16 protein-coding genes are annotated in these 16750 nt (G+C 66.0%); 11 read left to right on the top strand and 5 right to left on the bottom strand.

Annotation, left to right across the window (positions count from 1 at the left end; translation table 11 throughout):
• Window positions 1–103: 103 nt before the first annotated feature.
• Genes DCM80_RS18625 through DCM80_RS18610 form a run of 4 tightly spaced genes read left to right on the top strand, consistent with a single transcriptional unit; the run spans window position 104 to window position 3155 of the window.
• The gene (locus DCM80_RS18625; RefSeq protein WP_257197975.1) at window positions 104–310 is read left to right on the top strand and encodes a hemin uptake protein HemP; all 207 of its coding nucleotides are present in this window, start codon (window positions 104–106) and stop codon (window positions 308–310) included.
• 6 nt (window positions 311–316) lie between these two features.
• The gene (locus tag DCM80_RS18620) at window positions 317–1270 is read left to right on the top strand and encodes a hemin ABC transporter substrate-binding protein (protein WP_257193009.1); all 954 of its coding nucleotides are present in this window, start codon (window positions 317–319) and stop codon (window positions 1268–1270) included.
• Complete coding sequence (locus DCM80_RS18615; protein WP_257193008.1) at window positions 1267–2358, top strand: iron ABC transporter permease; 1092 nt, start codon at window positions 1267–1269, stop codon at window positions 2356–2358. Before DCM80_RS18620 ends, DCM80_RS18615 begins: the two co-directional genes overlap by 4 nt.
• A complete protein-coding gene (locus DCM80_RS18610; protein ID WP_257193007.1) occupies window positions 2355–3155 on the top strand; it encodes a heme ABC transporter ATP-binding protein in 801 nt (266 codons plus the stop codon). Before DCM80_RS18615 ends, DCM80_RS18610 begins: the two co-directional genes overlap by 4 nt.
• Window positions 3156–3321: 166 nt before the next feature.
• Here DCM80_RS18610 and DCM80_RS18605 read toward each other — a convergent pair whose 3' ends face one another.
• Window positions 3322–5001: a mucoidy inhibitor MuiA family protein gene (locus DCM80_RS18605; protein ID WP_257193005.1), complete on the bottom strand. Its 1680-nt coding sequence runs from the start codon at window positions 4999–5001 to the stop codon at window positions 3322–3324.
• 165 nt (window positions 5002–5166) lie between these two features.
• A complete protein-coding gene (locus DCM80_RS18600) occupies window positions 5167–5787 on the bottom strand; it encodes a response regulator transcription factor (protein ID WP_257193004.1) in 621 nt (206 codons plus the stop codon).
• A gap of 204 nt (window positions 5788–5991) precedes the next feature.
• Here DCM80_RS18600 and DCM80_RS18595 point away from each other — a divergent pair, with 204 nt between their 5' ends.
• On the top strand, window positions 5992–7023 hold the full coding sequence (locus tag DCM80_RS18595) for an AraC family transcriptional regulator (protein WP_257193003.1): 1032 nt from the start codon (window positions 5992–5994) through the stop codon (window positions 7021–7023).
• A gap of 2 nt (window positions 7024–7025) precedes the next feature.
• Here the strand turns inward: DCM80_RS18595 and DCM80_RS18590 are convergent, their stop codons facing one another.
• Window positions 7026–8237: an NnrS family protein gene (locus DCM80_RS18590; protein WP_257193002.1), complete on the bottom strand. Its 1212-nt coding sequence runs from the start codon at window positions 8235–8237 to the stop codon at window positions 7026–7028.
• A gap of 129 nt (window positions 8238–8366) precedes the next feature.
• On the opposite strand from DCM80_RS18590, the gene DCM80_RS18585 reads away from it, so the two are divergent.
• On the top strand, window positions 8367–9077 hold the full coding sequence (locus DCM80_RS18585; protein ID WP_257193001.1) for a Crp/Fnr family transcriptional regulator: 711 nt from the start codon (window positions 8367–8369) through the stop codon (window positions 9075–9077).
• 117 nt (window positions 9078–9194) lie between these two features.
• Here DCM80_RS18585 and DCM80_RS18580 read toward each other — a convergent pair whose 3' ends face one another.
• Both DCM80_RS18580 and hemN read right to left on the bottom strand, forming a co-directional pair.
• Window positions 9195–9392, bottom strand: coding sequence for a DUF1858 domain-containing protein (locus DCM80_RS18580; protein ID WP_028138343.1), 198 nt, complete (start codon window positions 9390–9392; stop codon window positions 9195–9197).
• 213 nt (window positions 9393–9605) lie between these two features.
• On the bottom strand, window positions 9606–10958 hold the full coding sequence (hemN, locus tag DCM80_RS18575; RefSeq protein ID WP_257193000.1) for an oxygen-independent coproporphyrinogen III oxidase: 1353 nt from the start codon (window positions 10956–10958) through the stop codon (window positions 9606–9608).
• 165 nt (window positions 10959–11123) lie between these two features.
• Here hemN and DCM80_RS18570 point away from each other — a divergent pair, with 165 nt between their 5' ends.
• The 5 genes from DCM80_RS18570 to DCM80_RS18550 all read left to right on the top strand — a co-directional run bounded on the left by DCM80_RS18570 (window position 11124) and on the right by DCM80_RS18550 (window position 16713).
• Window positions 11124–11324, top strand: coding sequence for a hypothetical protein (locus DCM80_RS18570; RefSeq protein WP_257176779.1), 201 nt, complete (start codon window positions 11124–11126; stop codon window positions 11322–11324).
• A gap of 456 nt (window positions 11325–11780) precedes the next feature.
• Window positions 11781–12878, top strand: coding sequence for a copper-containing nitrite reductase (gene nirK / locus DCM80_RS18565; protein ID WP_257192999.1), 1098 nt, complete (start codon window positions 11781–11783; stop codon window positions 12876–12878).
• A 54-nt stretch (window positions 12879–12932) separates the two neighbouring features.
• Window positions 12933–13811, top strand: a complete 879-nt coding sequence (locus tag DCM80_RS18560) for a formylglycine-generating enzyme family protein (RefSeq protein WP_257192998.1) — start codon at window positions 12933–12935, stop codon at window positions 13809–13811.
• 174 nt (window positions 13812–13985) lie between these two features.
• Complete coding sequence (locus DCM80_RS18555) at window positions 13986–15011, top strand: Fe(3+) ABC transporter substrate-binding protein (protein ID WP_257192997.1); 1026 nt, start codon at window positions 13986–13988, stop codon at window positions 15009–15011.
• 55 nt (window positions 15012–15066) lie between these two features.
• Entirely contained in the window at window positions 15067–16713 is a 1647-nt protein-coding gene (locus DCM80_RS18550; RefSeq protein WP_257192995.1) for an iron ABC transporter permease, read from the top strand.
• Window positions 16714–16750: the final 37 nt, after the last annotated feature.

Genomic DNA, 16750 nt, shown 5'->3' with positions numbered 1-16750 from the left:
TTACAGTTTATATCGATTGTAAATCGCAGCCGTTGGAATGCGCTCGGTGCCGCCTGTACAAACAGGCAGCACTCCAAGGTTTCGAAGGCGCATCACACTTCATATGTCAGCAACGTCCGCAAGCAACAACGGCGACGCCGCGGGGACAGCAGAAGGCTCTTCTGCGACGACAAGAACCCTGACCATGCGTGGAAGCCAGATCGACAGCCGCGAGTTGTTCGCGGCCGCCCGCGAGATCATCATTGCGCATGGCGGAGACAGCTATCGGCTTCGCCTGACAGCGCAGAACAAGCTGATCCTGACGAAGTAATCCGCAATGGCATTTTGTCGCACCCTCGCCAATCTCCTGCTCTGCAGCGCAATCGCGCTCGCGCCGGCCGCGCACGCCGCCGGCATCACCGTGCATGACGCGCGCAATCGCGAGATCGCCGTGACCGATTTCGCGCGCACGGTCTCGATCGGCGGCGCTATCACCGAGATCCTCTATGCGCTGGGGCTCGAGGACCGGCTGGTCGGCGTCGACACCACGAGCCTTTATCCGGCGGCGGCGCTGCACGACAAGCCCAATGTCGGCTACATGCGCCAGATCTCCGCCGAAGGCGTGCTGGGCCTCAATCCCACCCTGATTCTGGCGATCCAGGGCTCGGGTCCGCGCGAGACCATGGACGTCCTGGAAACCGCGAAAGTGCCGTTGGTGCTGGTGCCCGACACCTTCACCGAGGCCGGCTTGATCGAGAAGATCAGGCTGGTCGGTCACGCCATGGGCGTCGACGCGCGCGCCGCGTGCCTGAGCGCGGCGGTCAGCGCCGATTTTGCGCAGCTCCGCGCCCTGCGTGCCAAGGTGGCAAAGCCGGTGCGCGTGATGTTCGTGATGTCGCTGCAGAACGGCAGAGCGCTGGTGGCGGGCCGCAAGACCGCGGCCGAGGAGATCATTAAGCTCGCCGGCGCCGCCAATGCCATCGACGATTTCGACGGCTACAAGATCATCGGCGACGAGGCGATCGCGGCGGCAAGGCCCGACGTCGCGCTGTCGATCGAACGCGGTAAGGACCAGGTCCAGGCCGAGGCGATCTATGCCCATCCCGGCTTTGCGCTGACGCCGGTCGCGGCCAACAAGAGCTTCATCGCCATGGACGGGCTCTATTTGCTCGGCTTCGGACCCCGGACGGCGGCAGCAGCGCGCGATCTTTCCGCAAGACTCTATCCGGCACTGGCCGAACAGAGCGTCGGATTCACGTCGGCGCTGCCGGCGGCGAACTGCCGGCAATGAGCGTTGCGATCGGGACTGGAGCGCGCACCCCGGAACGACGCACCGGGACCGGACGACGGTCCGCGTCCTTGGCGATCGTCGTCCTGATCGCGGTGCTCACGGTCACCGCGATCGTCGCGCTGACGCTGGGCGCCGCCGGCATCCCCCTCTCTCGCCTGCCTGCCGCACTCGGACTGTCAGGCGAAAGCACGGCCATGACCGCCCGCGACCAGCTCGTGCTGTGGTCGATCCGCGTCCCCCGGATCGCGGCGGCCGCGATGATCGGCGGCCTGCTCGCCGCGGCCGGCGCGATCATGCAAGGATTGTTTCGTAACCCGCTCGCCGATCCCGCCCTGGTCGGCGTCTCCAGTGGCGGCGCGCTCGCAGCCGCAAGCGCGATCGTCTTCACCGATTCTCGCTTCGGCGAGACGCTGCGCTTCCTCCAGACCGAGCTGCTTCCGCTCGCGGCATTCGCGGGATCGTTGGCGACGACCGCAATCCTCTACGGCATCTCGAGCCGTTCGGGGCGCACCTCGATTGCAATCTTCCTGCTTGCCGGCGTCGCCATCACCGCGATCGCCAATGCGGGCATCGGCCTTTTGGTGTTCATCGCCGACGACCGCCAGCTTCGCGACATCACGTTCTGGATGATGGGCTCGATGAGCGGCGTGACCTGGGCTAAAGCTGCCGTGCTCGCACCGGTCCTCGTCGTCGGACTCGGCGTCTGCACGTTCATCGCGCGCGGCCTCGATCTCCTGGTGCTCGGCGAGGCCGACGCCTTTCACGGTGGGGTCGATGTCGAGCGCCTCAAGCGGATCTCGATCGTCATGGTCTCCGCCATGACCGGCGTCGCCGTGTCGATCAGCGGCGTCATCGGCTTCGTCGGCATCGTCGTGCCGCATCTGCTGCGCCTCGTCATCGGGCCCGCGCATCGGCTGTTGCTGCCGGCCTCGGTCCTGCTTGGCGCGATCCTGATGGTCGGCGCCGATACGCTGGCGCGCACGATCGTGGCGCCGGCGGAGATGCCGATCGGCATCCTGACCGCGGCGGTCGGCGCGCCGGTCTTCCTCTTCATCCTGCTACGGCAGTGCGGGCTCGCCTCACTATGAGTGCCGTGATCGAGGCCCGCGCCCTAAGCAAGCGCGCCGGCCGCGCGCAGCTGCTCGATGGCGTCGGCCTGACGGTCAAGGCCGGCGAGATGGTCGCCGTGATCGGCCCGAACGGCGCAGGCAAATCGACGTTGCTGCGGCTGCTCTCCGGCGATCTCCGGCCGAGCGCAGGCGAAGTGCGCCTGAAGCGGCGCGACATCGGCAGCTTCACGCCGCGCGAGCTCGCCGCGCGGCGCGCCATGCTGTCCCAGCACATCAACGTCACCTTTCCCTTCACCGTCGAGGAGATCGTGCAGATGGGCGCGGGCGAGCGCAGCGAGCGTGACGCGCGCCCGCTCGTCGATGCCGCCCTCGAGGAGGTTGGGCTTGCGCATTTCCGCGAACGGCAATTGCCGACGCTCTCGGGCGGCGAGCAGCAGCGCGCTCATTTCGCCCGCGTGCTGGTCCAACTCGCCTGCGGCGAGGCCGAGCATGGCCCGGGACTTCTGCTGCTGGACGAGCCGACCTCGAGCCTCGATCTGCGCCATCAGATCGACCTCGTCGAGGCCGCGCGCCGCCGCGCCGGCACCGGCACGGCGGTGATCGCGATCCTGCACGACCTCAATCTCGCCATCCGCTTCGCCGACCGGCTGATCGTGCTGGCTGGCGGCAAGCTCGTCGCAGACGGCTCGCGCGCGGATGTCGTCACGCGGGAGAGGATACGGGATATCTTCGAGATCGACGCGGTCGTGCATCAGGCAGAAGGCGTGCCCTATGTGCTGCCGCAGTCGATGCGGGCTGTTGCGACCGGAATCTAGCCAATCCTGTTTCTGCAAAGGAAGCGCGCTCCCTCTCCCGCTTGCGGGAGAGGGTTGGGGAGAGGGTGTCTCCACAACGGGACAATCCCTTAGAGGAGAGAGCCCTCACCCCACCCTCTCCCGCAAGCGGGAGAGGGAGCGTACCTCCTTTGTGGCGCGACCGAGCCTACCCCGCCGGAACGATCACCATGCTCTTGTCCTTCGGCCAGCGGATGCGCCAGGCGAAGTTGATGTCGCGGACTTCGCCGGGCTTGGCCTCGAACGACCATTCCAGCACGCCGCGCTTGTCGCGGATGTTGTTCGCGGTCGGCGGCGTGGTCGACGGCAGCATCTCGACGACGATGTCCTCGCTCTCGCTGACCGGCAACTGATCCTCGATCGCCACGCGGATCGGGAAATCGTGACCGTTGCGGATCGTGGTCTTGAACGTACGTTCGTCGGTCTTGGACGTCGTGACCAGCAGGCCGGCCGAACCCTCATTGCGCTTGAGCACGGCGCGCTCGATCCTGACCTTGTCGTCGGCGCCGAAGCCGAGCCGGACGACGTCGTCCTTGGCCGACGCCGAGATCTTGCCGCGACCGACAAAGACGCCGTCGCGATAGATCGCAACCTTGCCAGGCAGCAGGGTCGTGTCGTCGGTCTGCTTGAAGCTGGCTTCGAGGAAGGCGGTCGGGTCCAGCACGGGCGCGGCGCGGACAGCGAGTTCGGCAGGGACGGTCATGGCCGCAATGCGCATGCTCTTGGCTCCCTCCTGGGCGCCGAGGCTGACGCGGCCGGGAATCTTGAACGTGGCCTGGAAGCCGCCGATCTCGGCCAAAGCCTGCTGCTCATCGGCGCGTTCGCGCGGCTCGGACGCCTCCGCGATCTTGGCCATCGCCGGCGAATGTGCCTGGCGCGTCATGGGTGCGGGCCGCGCCAGGTCCGAGGCCGTACCGAGGGCCAGCGGCTTGGGCGGCTGCGGATATTGCGCCACCAGGGAGCCGAGCTCCGGCGCGCTGCCGCCACGGCCGATACGCACCGTGGAGACACCGAGCGCGACATTCGACCAGTCTTCGCCGGTCGACTGCGTGATCTCGGCGCGACGAACGAGTTCGAGCTGCGGCTTGCGATCCTTGGCGCCGGTGTCGAGCCTGGCGTCGTAGAGCGGCACCCAGCGCGCGTTGCGCACGGCGTAGGTCACCCGCAGCGTCGCCTTGGTCGCAGCGGCGGAGGCGACATCGATCCGCACCTCCAGCTTGCTCGGCGGCTTGGCCGAGCGCTCGGCCTCGAGCTGTGCGATCTGGCGGTCGATCTCGCGCTGCTTTCGCGTGGCGTCACGGATCGTGGTATCGGCGGTCGCGGTCTCCTCGGCAACCGCGGCGAAGGCCGCGCGCCATTCGGTGATCGGCCGGGCCTCGCCCTTGTCGCCGAGCCCTGCGGGCGAGGCTTCGGCAAAGCGCTGGGCAAAGCTGCGCCTTGCGTTTGCCGAATCGATCGCACCTTGCAGGTCGGCGCGCTGATCCTTCAGCGCTTCGATGCGCTTGTCGAGCTCGGAGAGGTTGACGGGCGGCACGGCCCGCGGCGGCCGGGCATCGATCGTGCCGATGGTGAGCTTGGCGCCCGCCTCGCCTTCGACGCGGAGCGAGGACGGATCGAGCGAGAGCGGAAAATCCCTGGCGACCAGCGTCGAATCGCCGGAGGCGAGGTCCAGCGCGATGATGCGGGTGACGGTGGCACCATCAGGATAGACGGTCACGGCGTCGATCGCCGACTTGGCGTCCAATTCGGCGGCCCATGACGGCACCGCGAGGGCCGCGGTCACCAGGACCAGGCTCGTCGTTGCCAGACATTTTGCGGTGATGCGCATGAAATTCCTCCCTGCCGATATCGACGCGTCACCACCCGGACGCGCGAAAGATGCCTTGCCAAGATGATTGGACGCGGCAGGGAAGGAACCGGTTCGATTGGGGTTTCCGTTGGGCATCGCTGCGGCGGCACCAAGGCTCCGGAACGTGTGGCGATCCCGCGGGTCTCAAGCCAAGGTCGGCGAACCCTGGCCGAAGATGCGGCGGAGCAGATCGGTCACGTTCTTGGCCCCAGCCTTCTTCAAGATGCCGGCGCGGTAACCTTCGACCGTCCGCGCACTCAGATGCATGCGGCGGGCGATCTCCTTGTTGGTCAGGCCGGCGGCAAGGTGTTCGAGCACGTCGGCTTCGCGCGCAGTCAGCGGCTCGCAGCCGGGCAGCCAGCCCTGTCGGCTCGTGCGGGGCTGCGCGAATTCATCGATGGCGGCATCGATCCGGCCGACGATGTCATGGGTGCGGAACGGCTTTTCGATGAAGTCCGCCGCGCCGCTCTTGATGGCGTCGACCGCCAGGGCGATGCTACCGTTCGCCGAGGTCACCAGCACCGGCGCCATGCAGTTTTCCTGGCGCAGCCGCCTGAGCATGTCGAGGCCGGAGCGATCGGGCGGCAACTCCATCAGCACGCAGGCCGGCATCCGCGCCTTTGCCTCGGACAACAGAGACGCACCGTCGGCGAAGCAGATCACGTCATAGGCGCTCTGTTGGAGCGCGGCTGAAAGTTGTTCGCGGGAGGCCGCATCGGTCTCGATGACGAATACCTCACCCTTGGAAAGCGTGTTTCCCGGCATATCCCGATCCAGCAATGTCTTGGTCAAATGGTCCGAGACGGAAGGCAGGCCCCATCGCCGCGCCGCGCCGTCATGAGCACGGTATTCCCGCCAGTGCCTCGGTTTCCCCTATGTATGTCCCGCCCGGTTCCCGGATTTGACGGACCGAGACAGAAACTTTACATTTCGGGACATCTGCGGGAATGGCTGGCAGGAACGGTTCGCATGACCGACCTCGTTCGCAGCGCAGGCTTGAGCTATTACCCGGAAATCGCCCGGTCGGTGGGGCTCGATCCCAAACAGATGATGCGCAAGGCCAGGCTGCCGCTGGCCTGTCTCAACAAGCCCGACACTCCCATCGCCGTCGCCGGCCTGCGCCGTCTGCTCGAATTGTCGGCAGCGGCGTCCGGCGCCGAAGATTTCGGCTTGCGCCTCGCCGAGCGCGGCGGCCTGACCAATTTCGGCGCGGTCGGCCTGATCGTGCGCGAGCAGGCGACCGTGGGCGAAGCGATCGAAGCCTTCTCGCACTTCATCCATATCCATCATGACGGCATGCGGTTGGATGTGACGCGCGGCAGGCAGACCGTGACCGTGAGGCTGCATCTGCGCGGCCGGCAGCCGAGCGCGCCGCGGCAGTCGATCGACATGGCCCTCGGCAGCGTCCACCGCATCATCCAATCGCTGTTCGGCCATGACTGGCGGCCGCAGGAAGTGCATCTGCATTATCCGCCGCCGAAGGACCGCAAGCGCTATCGCGACTTTTTCGGCTGCCGCGTGACCTTCAACGCCGAGGACGACGCGATCCTGCTGTCGGCACACGACATGGAGCGCCGGATCCCGGGCGCGCACCCCCTGGTCGCGACTTATCTGCGCAAGCGCATCGAGGCAATCGAGACCCGGCCGGCAAGTTGGGAGGGGAAGGTCGACGAGGTCGTGCGGACCCTGCTCGCTACCGGCGACTGCACCGTCGAGCGCGTCGCCGAGCATCTTGCCTGCACCCGCCGCACCATCCACCGCCATCTCGCCGCAGCAGGCACCAGCTTCTCGGCCATCCTGGATGCGCAACGCGCCGATCTCGTCACTCAGCTGATCGACGACCCCGGGCGGCCGCTGGGTGACATTGCGCTGCAGCTTGGCTTCTCCGCGCAGAGCGCCATGGCGCGCTGGTTCCGCGGTCGCTTCGGCTGCACCATCACCGACTGGCGCAAGGGCGTGCGACCACCGGCGGCCGATGCGCGGTCGGCGAGCGCGGCCTGAGTTCAGCGCGCCGGGGCCGGCACGCCCATGATGGCGAGGGCCCGCCGCCGGCTGCCGGCGAGCAGCGGCCCGAACGCGACGGCAAATCCGAGGAACGCGACCAGCCAGCCGCAGGCAGCGAGGTGCAACAACACATAATCATGCGCGGGAAATACCACCGCAGCAATCCGGGCCAGAGCCGCGATGATGATTGCGGCATAGATGCCCTGGATCGCGGGCGAAGCCGTCAAGGCCTGTCCGGTATGCCCGAGGCTGGCACGGGTCATCACCGCGAGCGTCATGGTTCCCGCCGCACCGGTCATCCAGGCGTGGATGCCGGCGCTCGGCGGCAGCGCTCCGAACACCGCAACGGCGTGCAGGATGAAGCCGAACGGCACGAACACGTAACCGACATGCAGGATCACGAGCAGCCGCTCGCGCAAGGTGCGATCGCCGGCCCAGCGCGCAAGCCGCACCAGATGCAGCCCGCCGGCAAGCGCCATCAGCACACCGGTGACGACATTCAGCGGCGCCACGACCCACGAGACGAGCGCGAGCGCGCTGCATCCGATCACTGCGCCGTCGAAACGTCCGAACGGCACCGGCAGCCGGCCGGGATTGAACTTGACCAGCCAGTTGCGCGTGAAGCTCGGAATGATGCGGCCGCCGATCAGTGCGATCAGCAGTATGACCACGCCGATGCCGACGCGGATGCTGACATCGGCCGCGCCCTGGGAATGCGCCTCGAGATGGAAAGCGACGTTGCCGGCGAGCAGAACGGACACCAGCCCCACCACCGGCAGGTTGCGCCAGTTGCCGCCAGCGATGATCTCGCGCGCCGCGGCGGCGACGACCAGCGCCAGGAAGGCGGCGTCGACGGTCAACGCGAACGCCCAGCCGGTATCGGCCGACAGCGTCACCACGACCCGCCCGGCCAGCCAGACCATCACCAGCGCCCCGAGCGAGGTGCCTTGGATCGGCAGCCGGCCGGTCCAGTTCGGAATGGCCGTGAACAGGAACCCGGTGATCACGGCGGGGAGGAAGCCGTAGAGCATCTCATGGACGTGCCAGTCGCGCGCCGCGAATGCGGAACTCACCGACAATTCGCCATAGAACATCGGCAGCCAGGCCAGGATCGACAATCCGGCCTGGATCGCGGCCAGCAGGAAGAAAGGCCGAAAACTGTTCGCAAACAGCGGCCAGCCCTGATAATTGCGGGATCGGGCGCCAGCCATGGGTCAACTCCAATGAATTTCAGTCCGTTGTCTGGAAAAATACTGCCAGCCGACCGTTCCGTTTTGCGCTATCGCAAACTATCGGACGATTGCAGGTGCCATCACACTCCCGGACGCCAAGGAGGCAGAATGGCCAAGGTCGACACATCGCTGGTTGCGCATTTGCCGCTGTTTGCCGGGGTCACGCCAGAAGCTCTGGACGAGATCCTGCGTGAGGCCCGTTCGGCGCGATATCCCAAGAACAGTGCCATCTTCGAGCAGGGTGCGGACGCACAGTCGTTCTTCCTGCTGCTGCATGGCCACGTCCGCGCGGCCAAGACCACGCCGACCGGCGAGCAGATCGTAGTGCGCTACGTCGCGCCCGGCGAAACGTTCGGGCTCGCCATGGCGATCGGCGCCTCGCGATACCCGGCGACCGCGACCGCAGTCGACGATAGCGTGGTGCTGATCTGGCCGACCTCGGCCTGGCCGCGGCTGGTCGAGCGATTTCCCTCGCTTGCCGCCAACACGCTTCAGACCGTCGGCACCCGCCTTCAGGAGAGCCACACCCGCATCCTGGAAATGTCGACTCAGCAGGTCGAGCAGCGCGTCGCGCATGCGCTGCTGCGTCTCGCCAAGCAGTCCGGCAAGAAGCTCGACCGCGGCATCGAGATCGACTTCCCGATCAGCCGTCAGGACATCGCGCAGATGACCGGCACGACGCTGCACACCGTCAGCCGCATCCTGAGCGGCTGGGAAAGCCAGGGCCTCGTCGAAAGCGGCCGTCAGCGCATCATCCTGCGCGATCCGCACGGGATCGTCGTGCTGGCGGAGCGGAGCGCAGACAGCGGGGCGTCGTAACGGCCGTACCAAGGCGTCTGCGGCCAAGACGAGATAGGAGTGAGGGCGCCTCCGCTTACGGCGAAAGCCGCCCCTCACCCGAGAATCCGCGCGCGCCCGCACGAATTCCAGACCGTTTCACGCCGGCACGCAATCGACCAGTGCGGCAAGGAATTTTTCGCGGTCGATGCCATGCTCGCGGCAGGCATCATCCACCGTGTGGAAGGTTGCGATCGGGCAACCGACACAAGCCAGTTTAAAGGCTAGAAACACGCGGATGGTGTGCGGCGCCGTACGCATGATGTCATCGACCAGATCGTCGGATCCAAAGGACATGGACAACTCCGTTCGGAGACGACGATAACGGAGGAGCGCGGAGTTTCTTTGTGCAAGCGCAAGCAGTTGCCGTTTCCCGCAGCTCGTCATGCCGGGGCGCGCCGTTTGGCGCGAACTTCGATGCGCAATTGCGCACCTGAGAATCGATCGGGCGGCGGATGACGTACAGAAATGGGTTCCGGGCTCGCGCTGCGCGCGCCCCGGAATGACGAATTACACCGCCCGGCTGTGCAGCTGCTTTGCCGGGTTGAGATGCGCGTCGAACGCGGCGGCGACGCTGCGGACCAGGAAGCGCGAGTCTTTTGCGACTGCGAGGCGATTGCCCTCCAGCCTCACGACGCCGTCGGAGATCAGCGGGCTCAGACGCGCCGCGGAGCGCAGCATCGTCGCGGCCTCGGCGCCATGGCGCGCGCAGATGTCGCCGAGATCGGCACTGAACTCGCACATGATGCGTTCGATGATGTCGGCGCGCAGCCGGTCGTCTTCGGTGAGACGATAGCCCTTCGCGGTCGCGGGACGGCCGGCGACGATGCTCTGCGCATAGGCGCCGATCTGCACCTCGTTCTGGACGTAACCCTGCGGCAAATGACCGATCGCGCTGGCGCCAAAGCCCAGCAGGACTTCACTCTGGTCGGTGGTGTAGCCCTGAAAATTGCGCCGCAGGGTCCCTTCCTCGAAGGCCACCGCCATGGCGTCGCCGGGCCGGGCGAAATGATCGAGCCCGATCTGCACGTAGCCGGCCTCCTTCAGCGCATTGGCGATCGCGCAAGCTTGGTCGTGGCGCGCGAGGCCGTCAGGCAGCACGGCTTCGTTGATCATGCGCTGGTGCTTCTTGAACTGCGGCACATGGGCGTAGCCGAATACGGAGAGGCGGTCGGGCGCGAGGGTGAGGCTGCGCCGAACCGTATCGAGGCACGATGCGACGGTCTGGTGCGGCAACCCGTAGATCAGGTCGAAATTGATTCCCGCGATTCCGGCGCGCCTGAGCATGTCGACCACGGACGCCGTCTGCTCGAAGCTCTGCACGCGATTGATCGCCCGCTGCACCACGGGATCGAAGCTCTGCACGCCCAGGCTCGCGCGGTTGACGCCGGAGAGCCGCATCGCCTCGACCATGTCGGCCGTCAAGGTGCGGGGATCGATCTCGACCGCGATCTCGGCCGAGGGCAGCACGAAGAACTTCTGGCGCATCGTCGCCATCAGCTCGACGAAAGCCTCCGGCGCCATGATCGTCGGCGTGCCGCCGCCGAAATGGATGTGCTCCACCTTGATGCGGCGGCCGATGGTTTCGGCGATCTGCGCGATCTCGTTGCGCAGGGTTCGCTGATAGCCGGCGATGAGCTCGTCCCGGCGGGCGATCTGGGTGTGGCAGCCGCAATACCAGCACATCTCGCGGCAGAACGGCACGTGGAGATAGAGCGACGCGCTGGCGCCCGCCGGCAGTTCCGCCAGCCACCGGGCGTAGGTGTCCGGACCGATCGCCGTCGAGAAATGGGGTGCGGTCGGGTAGCTCGTGTAGCGCGGCAATCGCTCTTCGCCGTAGCTTGCCGCAAGATCAGCTCTCATGTCTTACCCATTCGTAAATCTAGGCCGTGTGCAGACATCACGGCAAATCACGGAATGACTTCAATTAACCCGGATGCGCCGAGGCGACTTTGCGCTCGCGCAAAGCCGGGCGACCGGTTCCCGGCAATGATGAGAACATTCGCGCGGCCATCCGGAGCGTTTGCCATGAGGCTTCTCGCACTCGAACTGATCCTTTCCCTGCTCGACGTCCGCGGCCATATCCCGCGCTTCGACGACTTCCGGCCGACCCCGGTCGCACCGGCTCCGGCCGGCACCGCGCGCGCTCTGGCCGCCATCATCGCTGTCTTCGCCGTGCTGTCGCTGGCGGTCTGGGCAACTGTCTGGCTTGCCGTGCAGCTCATCTAGTTGCGATCCGACGATCGATCGCATGGACCGCGCAGCGCGACGGTCGCGGGTCGTATCGGCCGCCCCTGCGAAAGGTGACGGCCACGTCACCGGTTGAATAATTATCCCACTTGAAGATGCGAACGAGTCGCCGCTGAGCACAGACGCGGTGCTCACGCTCAGCAATTCTGCGCACCGCACGACATCGATAATTGCGACGCCTGACGCATCGGCGGCGATCAGTCGCGTGTCAGAATATCGACACCGCTGTCCGGCGTCTGTTCGCTGAGCCTCGACATCCGCCATGACGACGTCGGAATCGATCAATGCGGTATCGACGATACTACTTCACGAGGACGCCTAAGTACCATTGCGGAGGTGAATCACGGCGAAAGCTTGTTGCAGCGCAAATACGCTTGCCGGGATCGGCGCACACTGCATCCGTTATCAGATCTATTCACATGAAGGATGCTTCCGATGTTCACCCGCAGAGCCGCATTGATCAGCGCCGCCGCGACTGCCCTGATGCTGGCGGCCCCGGCTTTCGCCGCCAGCGATCTCAAGCTGCCGCGTCAGAAGGTGGAGCTGGTCGCTCCGCCCTTCGTGCACGCGCACGAGCAGGCCACGACCCAGGGCCCCAAGATCGTCGAATTCACGATGACCGTCGAGGAAAAGAAGGTCGTCATCGACGACAAGGGCACCACCTTCCAGGCGATGACGTTCAACGGCTCGATGCCGGGACCGCTCATGGTCGTGCATGAGGGCGACTATGTCGAGCTGACGCTGGTCAATCCCGCCACCAACACCATGCCGCACAACATCGACTTCCACTCCGCGACCGGCGCGCTCGGTGGCGGCGAGCTCACGCTCGTCAATCCCGGCGAGCAGGTCGTGCTGCGCTGGAAGGCGACCAAGACCGGCGTGTTCGTCTATCACTGCGCACCGGGAGGCCCGATGATCCCCTGGCACGTCGTCTCCGGCATGAACGGCGCCGTGATGGTGCTGCCGCGCGACGGACTGAACGACGGCAAGGGCCACGCCCTGAAGTACGACAAGGTCTACTATATCGGCGAGCAGGACATGTACGTGCCGCGTGACGCGAAGGGCAATTTCAAGTCCTACGAATCGCCCGGCGAAGCCTTTACCGAGACCGAAGAGGTGATGAACAAGCTGATCCCCACCCATGTCGTCTTCAACGGCAAGGCCGGCGCGCTCACCGGCAAGAACGCGCTCACCGCCAAGGTTGGGGAGAACGTGCTGATCGTGCATTCGCAGGCCAATCGCGACAGCCGTCCGCATCTGATCGGCGGGCATGGCGATTATGTCTGGGAGACCGGAAAGTTCGGCAATGCACCGGAGGTCGGGCTCGAGACATGGTTCATCCGCGGCGGGTCGGCGGGAGCTGCGCTGTATCAATTCCAGCAGCCCGGCATTTACGCCTATGTCACGCACAATCTGATCGAGGCGGCCAATCTCGGCGCGACCGCGCACTTCAAGGTCGAAGGCAAGTGGAACGACGATCTGATGACCCAGGTGAAGGCACCTGCCGAGATCCCGGCGCCCAAGACCCACTAGACGCGACAAGGGGGCCGGTCATCACCGGCCCCTTCTTCCTTTCGAGGAACGACCATGCTGATCGCATTCAAGCTCAAACTGGCACTCGCCTGCGCCGCCGGGCTCGCAGGTCCGATCGCGATGGCGCCGCTGGTCTCGACCATGACGGTCCGCGGCACGGCGACGGAGCCCGCGATCGTCAGGGTCGCACCGGGCATCCTGTCCTATCGCGAGGCCGGCGATTTCACGCGCGGCGGGCAGCAGGCGGAAGCGCCGCTGCGCACGATGCGCGTCGACCGCCCGCTGCACATCATGCGAAACCAGGTCTCGTCGTCCGACTATCAGCTTTGCGTCCAGGATGGCGCCTGCCGCGCCTTCGATCGCGACGTGGCGATCGCCCCCGACCGCCCTGCGGTGCAGGTGAGCTGGCACGACGCCGAGGCCTATGCGGGCTGGCTGTCGCGCAAGACCGGCCATCATTACCGGCTGCCGAGCGATGAGGAATGGGCCTTTGCCGCCGGCTCCAGATTCAAGGACGACGGTCTCGCGGTCGATGCGAATGATCCTTCAAAGCGCTGGATCAGCCGCTATGAGCGCGAATCCGAACGCGACCTCTCCGACACCAAGGCCTATCCGTTCGGCAAGTTCGGCCCGAACGAGCACGGCATCGAAGATCTCGCCGGCAATGTCTGGGAGTGGACTTCGACCTGCTTCGTGCGCTCGCGCTTCGACGCTTCAGGCAATGCCGGCCGCCCGACCGTGAACTGCGGCGTGCGCGTCGCCGAGGGCGCGCACCGCGCCTATGTCACCGATTTCATCCGCGACGCCCGCGCCGGGGGCTGCGCCCAGGGCGTGCCGCCCGCCAATCTCGGCTTCCGCCTGGTGCGCGAGGAGACGTCGTGGGTCGCGAGCGTATCGGCGCGCTGGAGCAAGGTGTGGGCGGCAAGATCATGATCGTCGCGGCGCACATACGTTTTTCCGTCGACGTCTCCATCGATTAGAATCGATCTAAAGTAGGAGATATTGGAATCGCTCTAAGTCACGCTCTTCGCGACATCGCGTCGCTGACTTTGCCGCACTGCCTGCGCTACTCAATCCGGCGTCAATCGCCCGCCTGGAGCAGCCCTTATGATCAATCTTCGCGTCCTCGCCGCCTCCGCGGCGGTGTTGAGCCTGACCCTATCCTTTGCCTCGAAAGCAGCCGCCAATGGCGAGGTCAACGTCTATACCTATCGCGAGACCAAGCTGATCCAGCCCCTGTTCGACGCCTTCAGCAAGGATACGGGCATCAAGGTCAATGTCGTCTCCGCAAGCTCAGGTCTGGAGCAGCGTATGAAGGCGGAAGGCGCCAACGGTCCGGCCGACGTGCTGCTGACGGTGGACATCGGCCGCATCGACGAGGCCGTGCAAGCGGGCGTCACCCAGCCGATCAAGTCGGACGTGGTCGACAAGGTCGTGCCGGCGCAGTATCGCGATCCGGACGGACACTGGGCCGGCATCTCCATGCGCGCGCGCGTGATCTATGCCTCGAAGGATCGCGTCAAGCAGGACAAAATTACCTATGAGGAGCTCGCCGATCCCAAGTGGAAGGGCAAGATCTGCATTCGCTCGGGCCAGCACATCTACAACAACGCCCTGTTCGCGGCCTACACGGCCAAGCACGGCGAGGCCAAGGCCGAGGAATGGTTGCGCGGCGTGAAGGCCAATCTCGCGCAGAAGCCGTCGGGCGGCGATCGCGAAGCCGCGCGTGACGTGGCCGCCGGCAAGTGCGACATTGGCATCGGCAACACCTATTACTGGGCGCTGATGATGAACAACGATCCCGAGAAGAAGCCGTGGGCGGAGGCGACCCGCGTCATCCTGCCGACCTTCGAGGGCGGCGGCACCCACGTCAACCTCTCCGGCGTACTGCTCGCCAAGCACGCGCCCAACAAGGCCAACGGCATCAAGCTGATCGAGTGGCTCGTCAGCGAGCAGGCGCAGCAGATGTACGCCGACCAGAACTACGAATATCCGGTTCGGAGCGGCGTCCCCATCAACGCCACCATCGCGGGCTACGGCAAGCTCGCCCCAGATCCGTTGCCGATTGCAAAGATCGCCGCCAACCGCAAGGCTGCGGCCTCGCTGGTGGACAAGGTCGGCTTTGACAACTGATCTCTGGCGGCCCTCGTCCCTCGAACTGGCAGAACCTTCGGGCGCGCGGCCTCGCTTGAGAGGCCGCGCCCACGCCGGGCGCGCCGCAACCGCAATCGCGATCGCAACCGCGATCCTGGTCGCGGCGCCCGTGATCTCGATCGTTTCGTTGGCTTTGCAGCCGGCGACCGATGTGTGGCACGACCTGATCAACTACGTGCTGCCGGCCGCGCTCCTGGACACCGCCCTTCTGCTCGTCGGAGTTGGCGCGCTGACACTTCTGGTTGGCGCCGGCACCGCATGGGTGATATCGCGCCACGATTTTCCCGGCCGGGGCATGCTCCTGTGGCTGATGCCGCTGCCGCTGGCGATTCCGACCTATCTTGCGGCCTACGTCTATGCCGACCTGTTCGAACCGCTCGGCCTGGTGCATCGCACCCTGGCGATCTGGCTGCCGCTGCGCGATGCCCTCGGCCTTCTGCCCAACCTGCGCTCGCTGCCGGGCGCCATCTTCGTGATCGGGCTCGTGCTGTATCCTTACGTCTATCTGTCGGCGCGCGCGACGTTTCAGGTTCAGTCTGCCGAATTCGCCGAGGCGGCTACGACGCTGGGGGCCGGCCGATGGACTGTCTTCTGGCGCGTTTCACTGCCGATGGCGCGGCCGGCGCTCGCGGTCGGCGTGGCGCTGGTCGCGCTGGAAACGCTCAACGACATCGGCGCCAGCGAGTATCTCGGCATCCGCACGCTGACGGTCTCGATCTTCACCACCTGGCTCAACCGCGGCAGCCTTGCTGGCGCGGCGCAACTCGCATGCCTGATGCTTGCGATCGTCGCCGGCCTGATCGCGATGGAGCGCTACGGCCGTCGCAACGCCGACGCCGAGTTCTCGGCCGAAAGCCCGCATGTGAGGCAGCGAACCCCGCTTTCGGGCGCAAGGGCGTGGATCGCGTTCGCGGTCTGCGCGCTGCCGGTGCTGATCGGCTTCGTCGTGCCGCTGTTCTATCTGGCGCATCAGGCTCTCGGTCGCGGACTGCTTGCAAATTTCGATCCGCTGCTGTGGCGCCACACCTTCCATTCGTTTGCCTATGCAGCGCTCGCGACGCTGATGGCGCTGATGCTTGCACTCGCCACGACGATCGCGCACCGCTTTCGGCCGGATCCCCTGCGATATCTGGCGATGAGCATCGCGCAGGCCGGGTACGCGCTGCCGGGTCTCGTGATTGCCCTCGGCCTGCTGACCCCCGTGCTGGCGGTCGACAGCGCGCTGAGCGCGGTCGCGACCTGGACGGGACGTTCGCTGCCCGGGCTGATCCTGGTCGGCTCGGGGACGGCCGTCGTCATTGCCTACACGATTCGTTTTCTGGCCGTGCCGGTCGGCATGATCAAGGCCGGGTTCGACAGCATTCCGCGCGACTATGACGAGAGCGCGCGCACGGTCGGCGCGGGCCAGGCGGTCATGTTGAGGCAGATCTATCTGCCGTTGCTCCGGCCCGCGATGCTTGGCGCCGTCATCATCATGTTCGTCGACTGCCTGAAGGAGCTGCCGGCAACGCTGCTGTTGCGGCCCCTCAACGTCGAGACGCTGTCGACGTCGATCTACCAGTTCGCAAGCCGCGGCAATTTCGAGGACGGCGCGCTCGCGGCCCTCCTGATCATCGCCGCCAGCATCGGCCCGGTGGTCTGGCTAACCCGGTTCTCCGAGGTGCCGAGCGGCCCCGCGTGAAGGCATGGACACATCGTCTGCGCATTCAAGCCATCAG

The organism is Bradyrhizobium sp. WBOS08, assembly GCF_024585125.1.
Lineage (GTDB): Bacteria > Pseudomonadota > Alphaproteobacteria > Rhizobiales > Xanthobacteraceae > Bradyrhizobium > Bradyrhizobium japonicum_B.
Note: the sequence above shows the minus strand (reverse complement) of the source record. Positions and strands in the feature narration are given on the sequence as shown.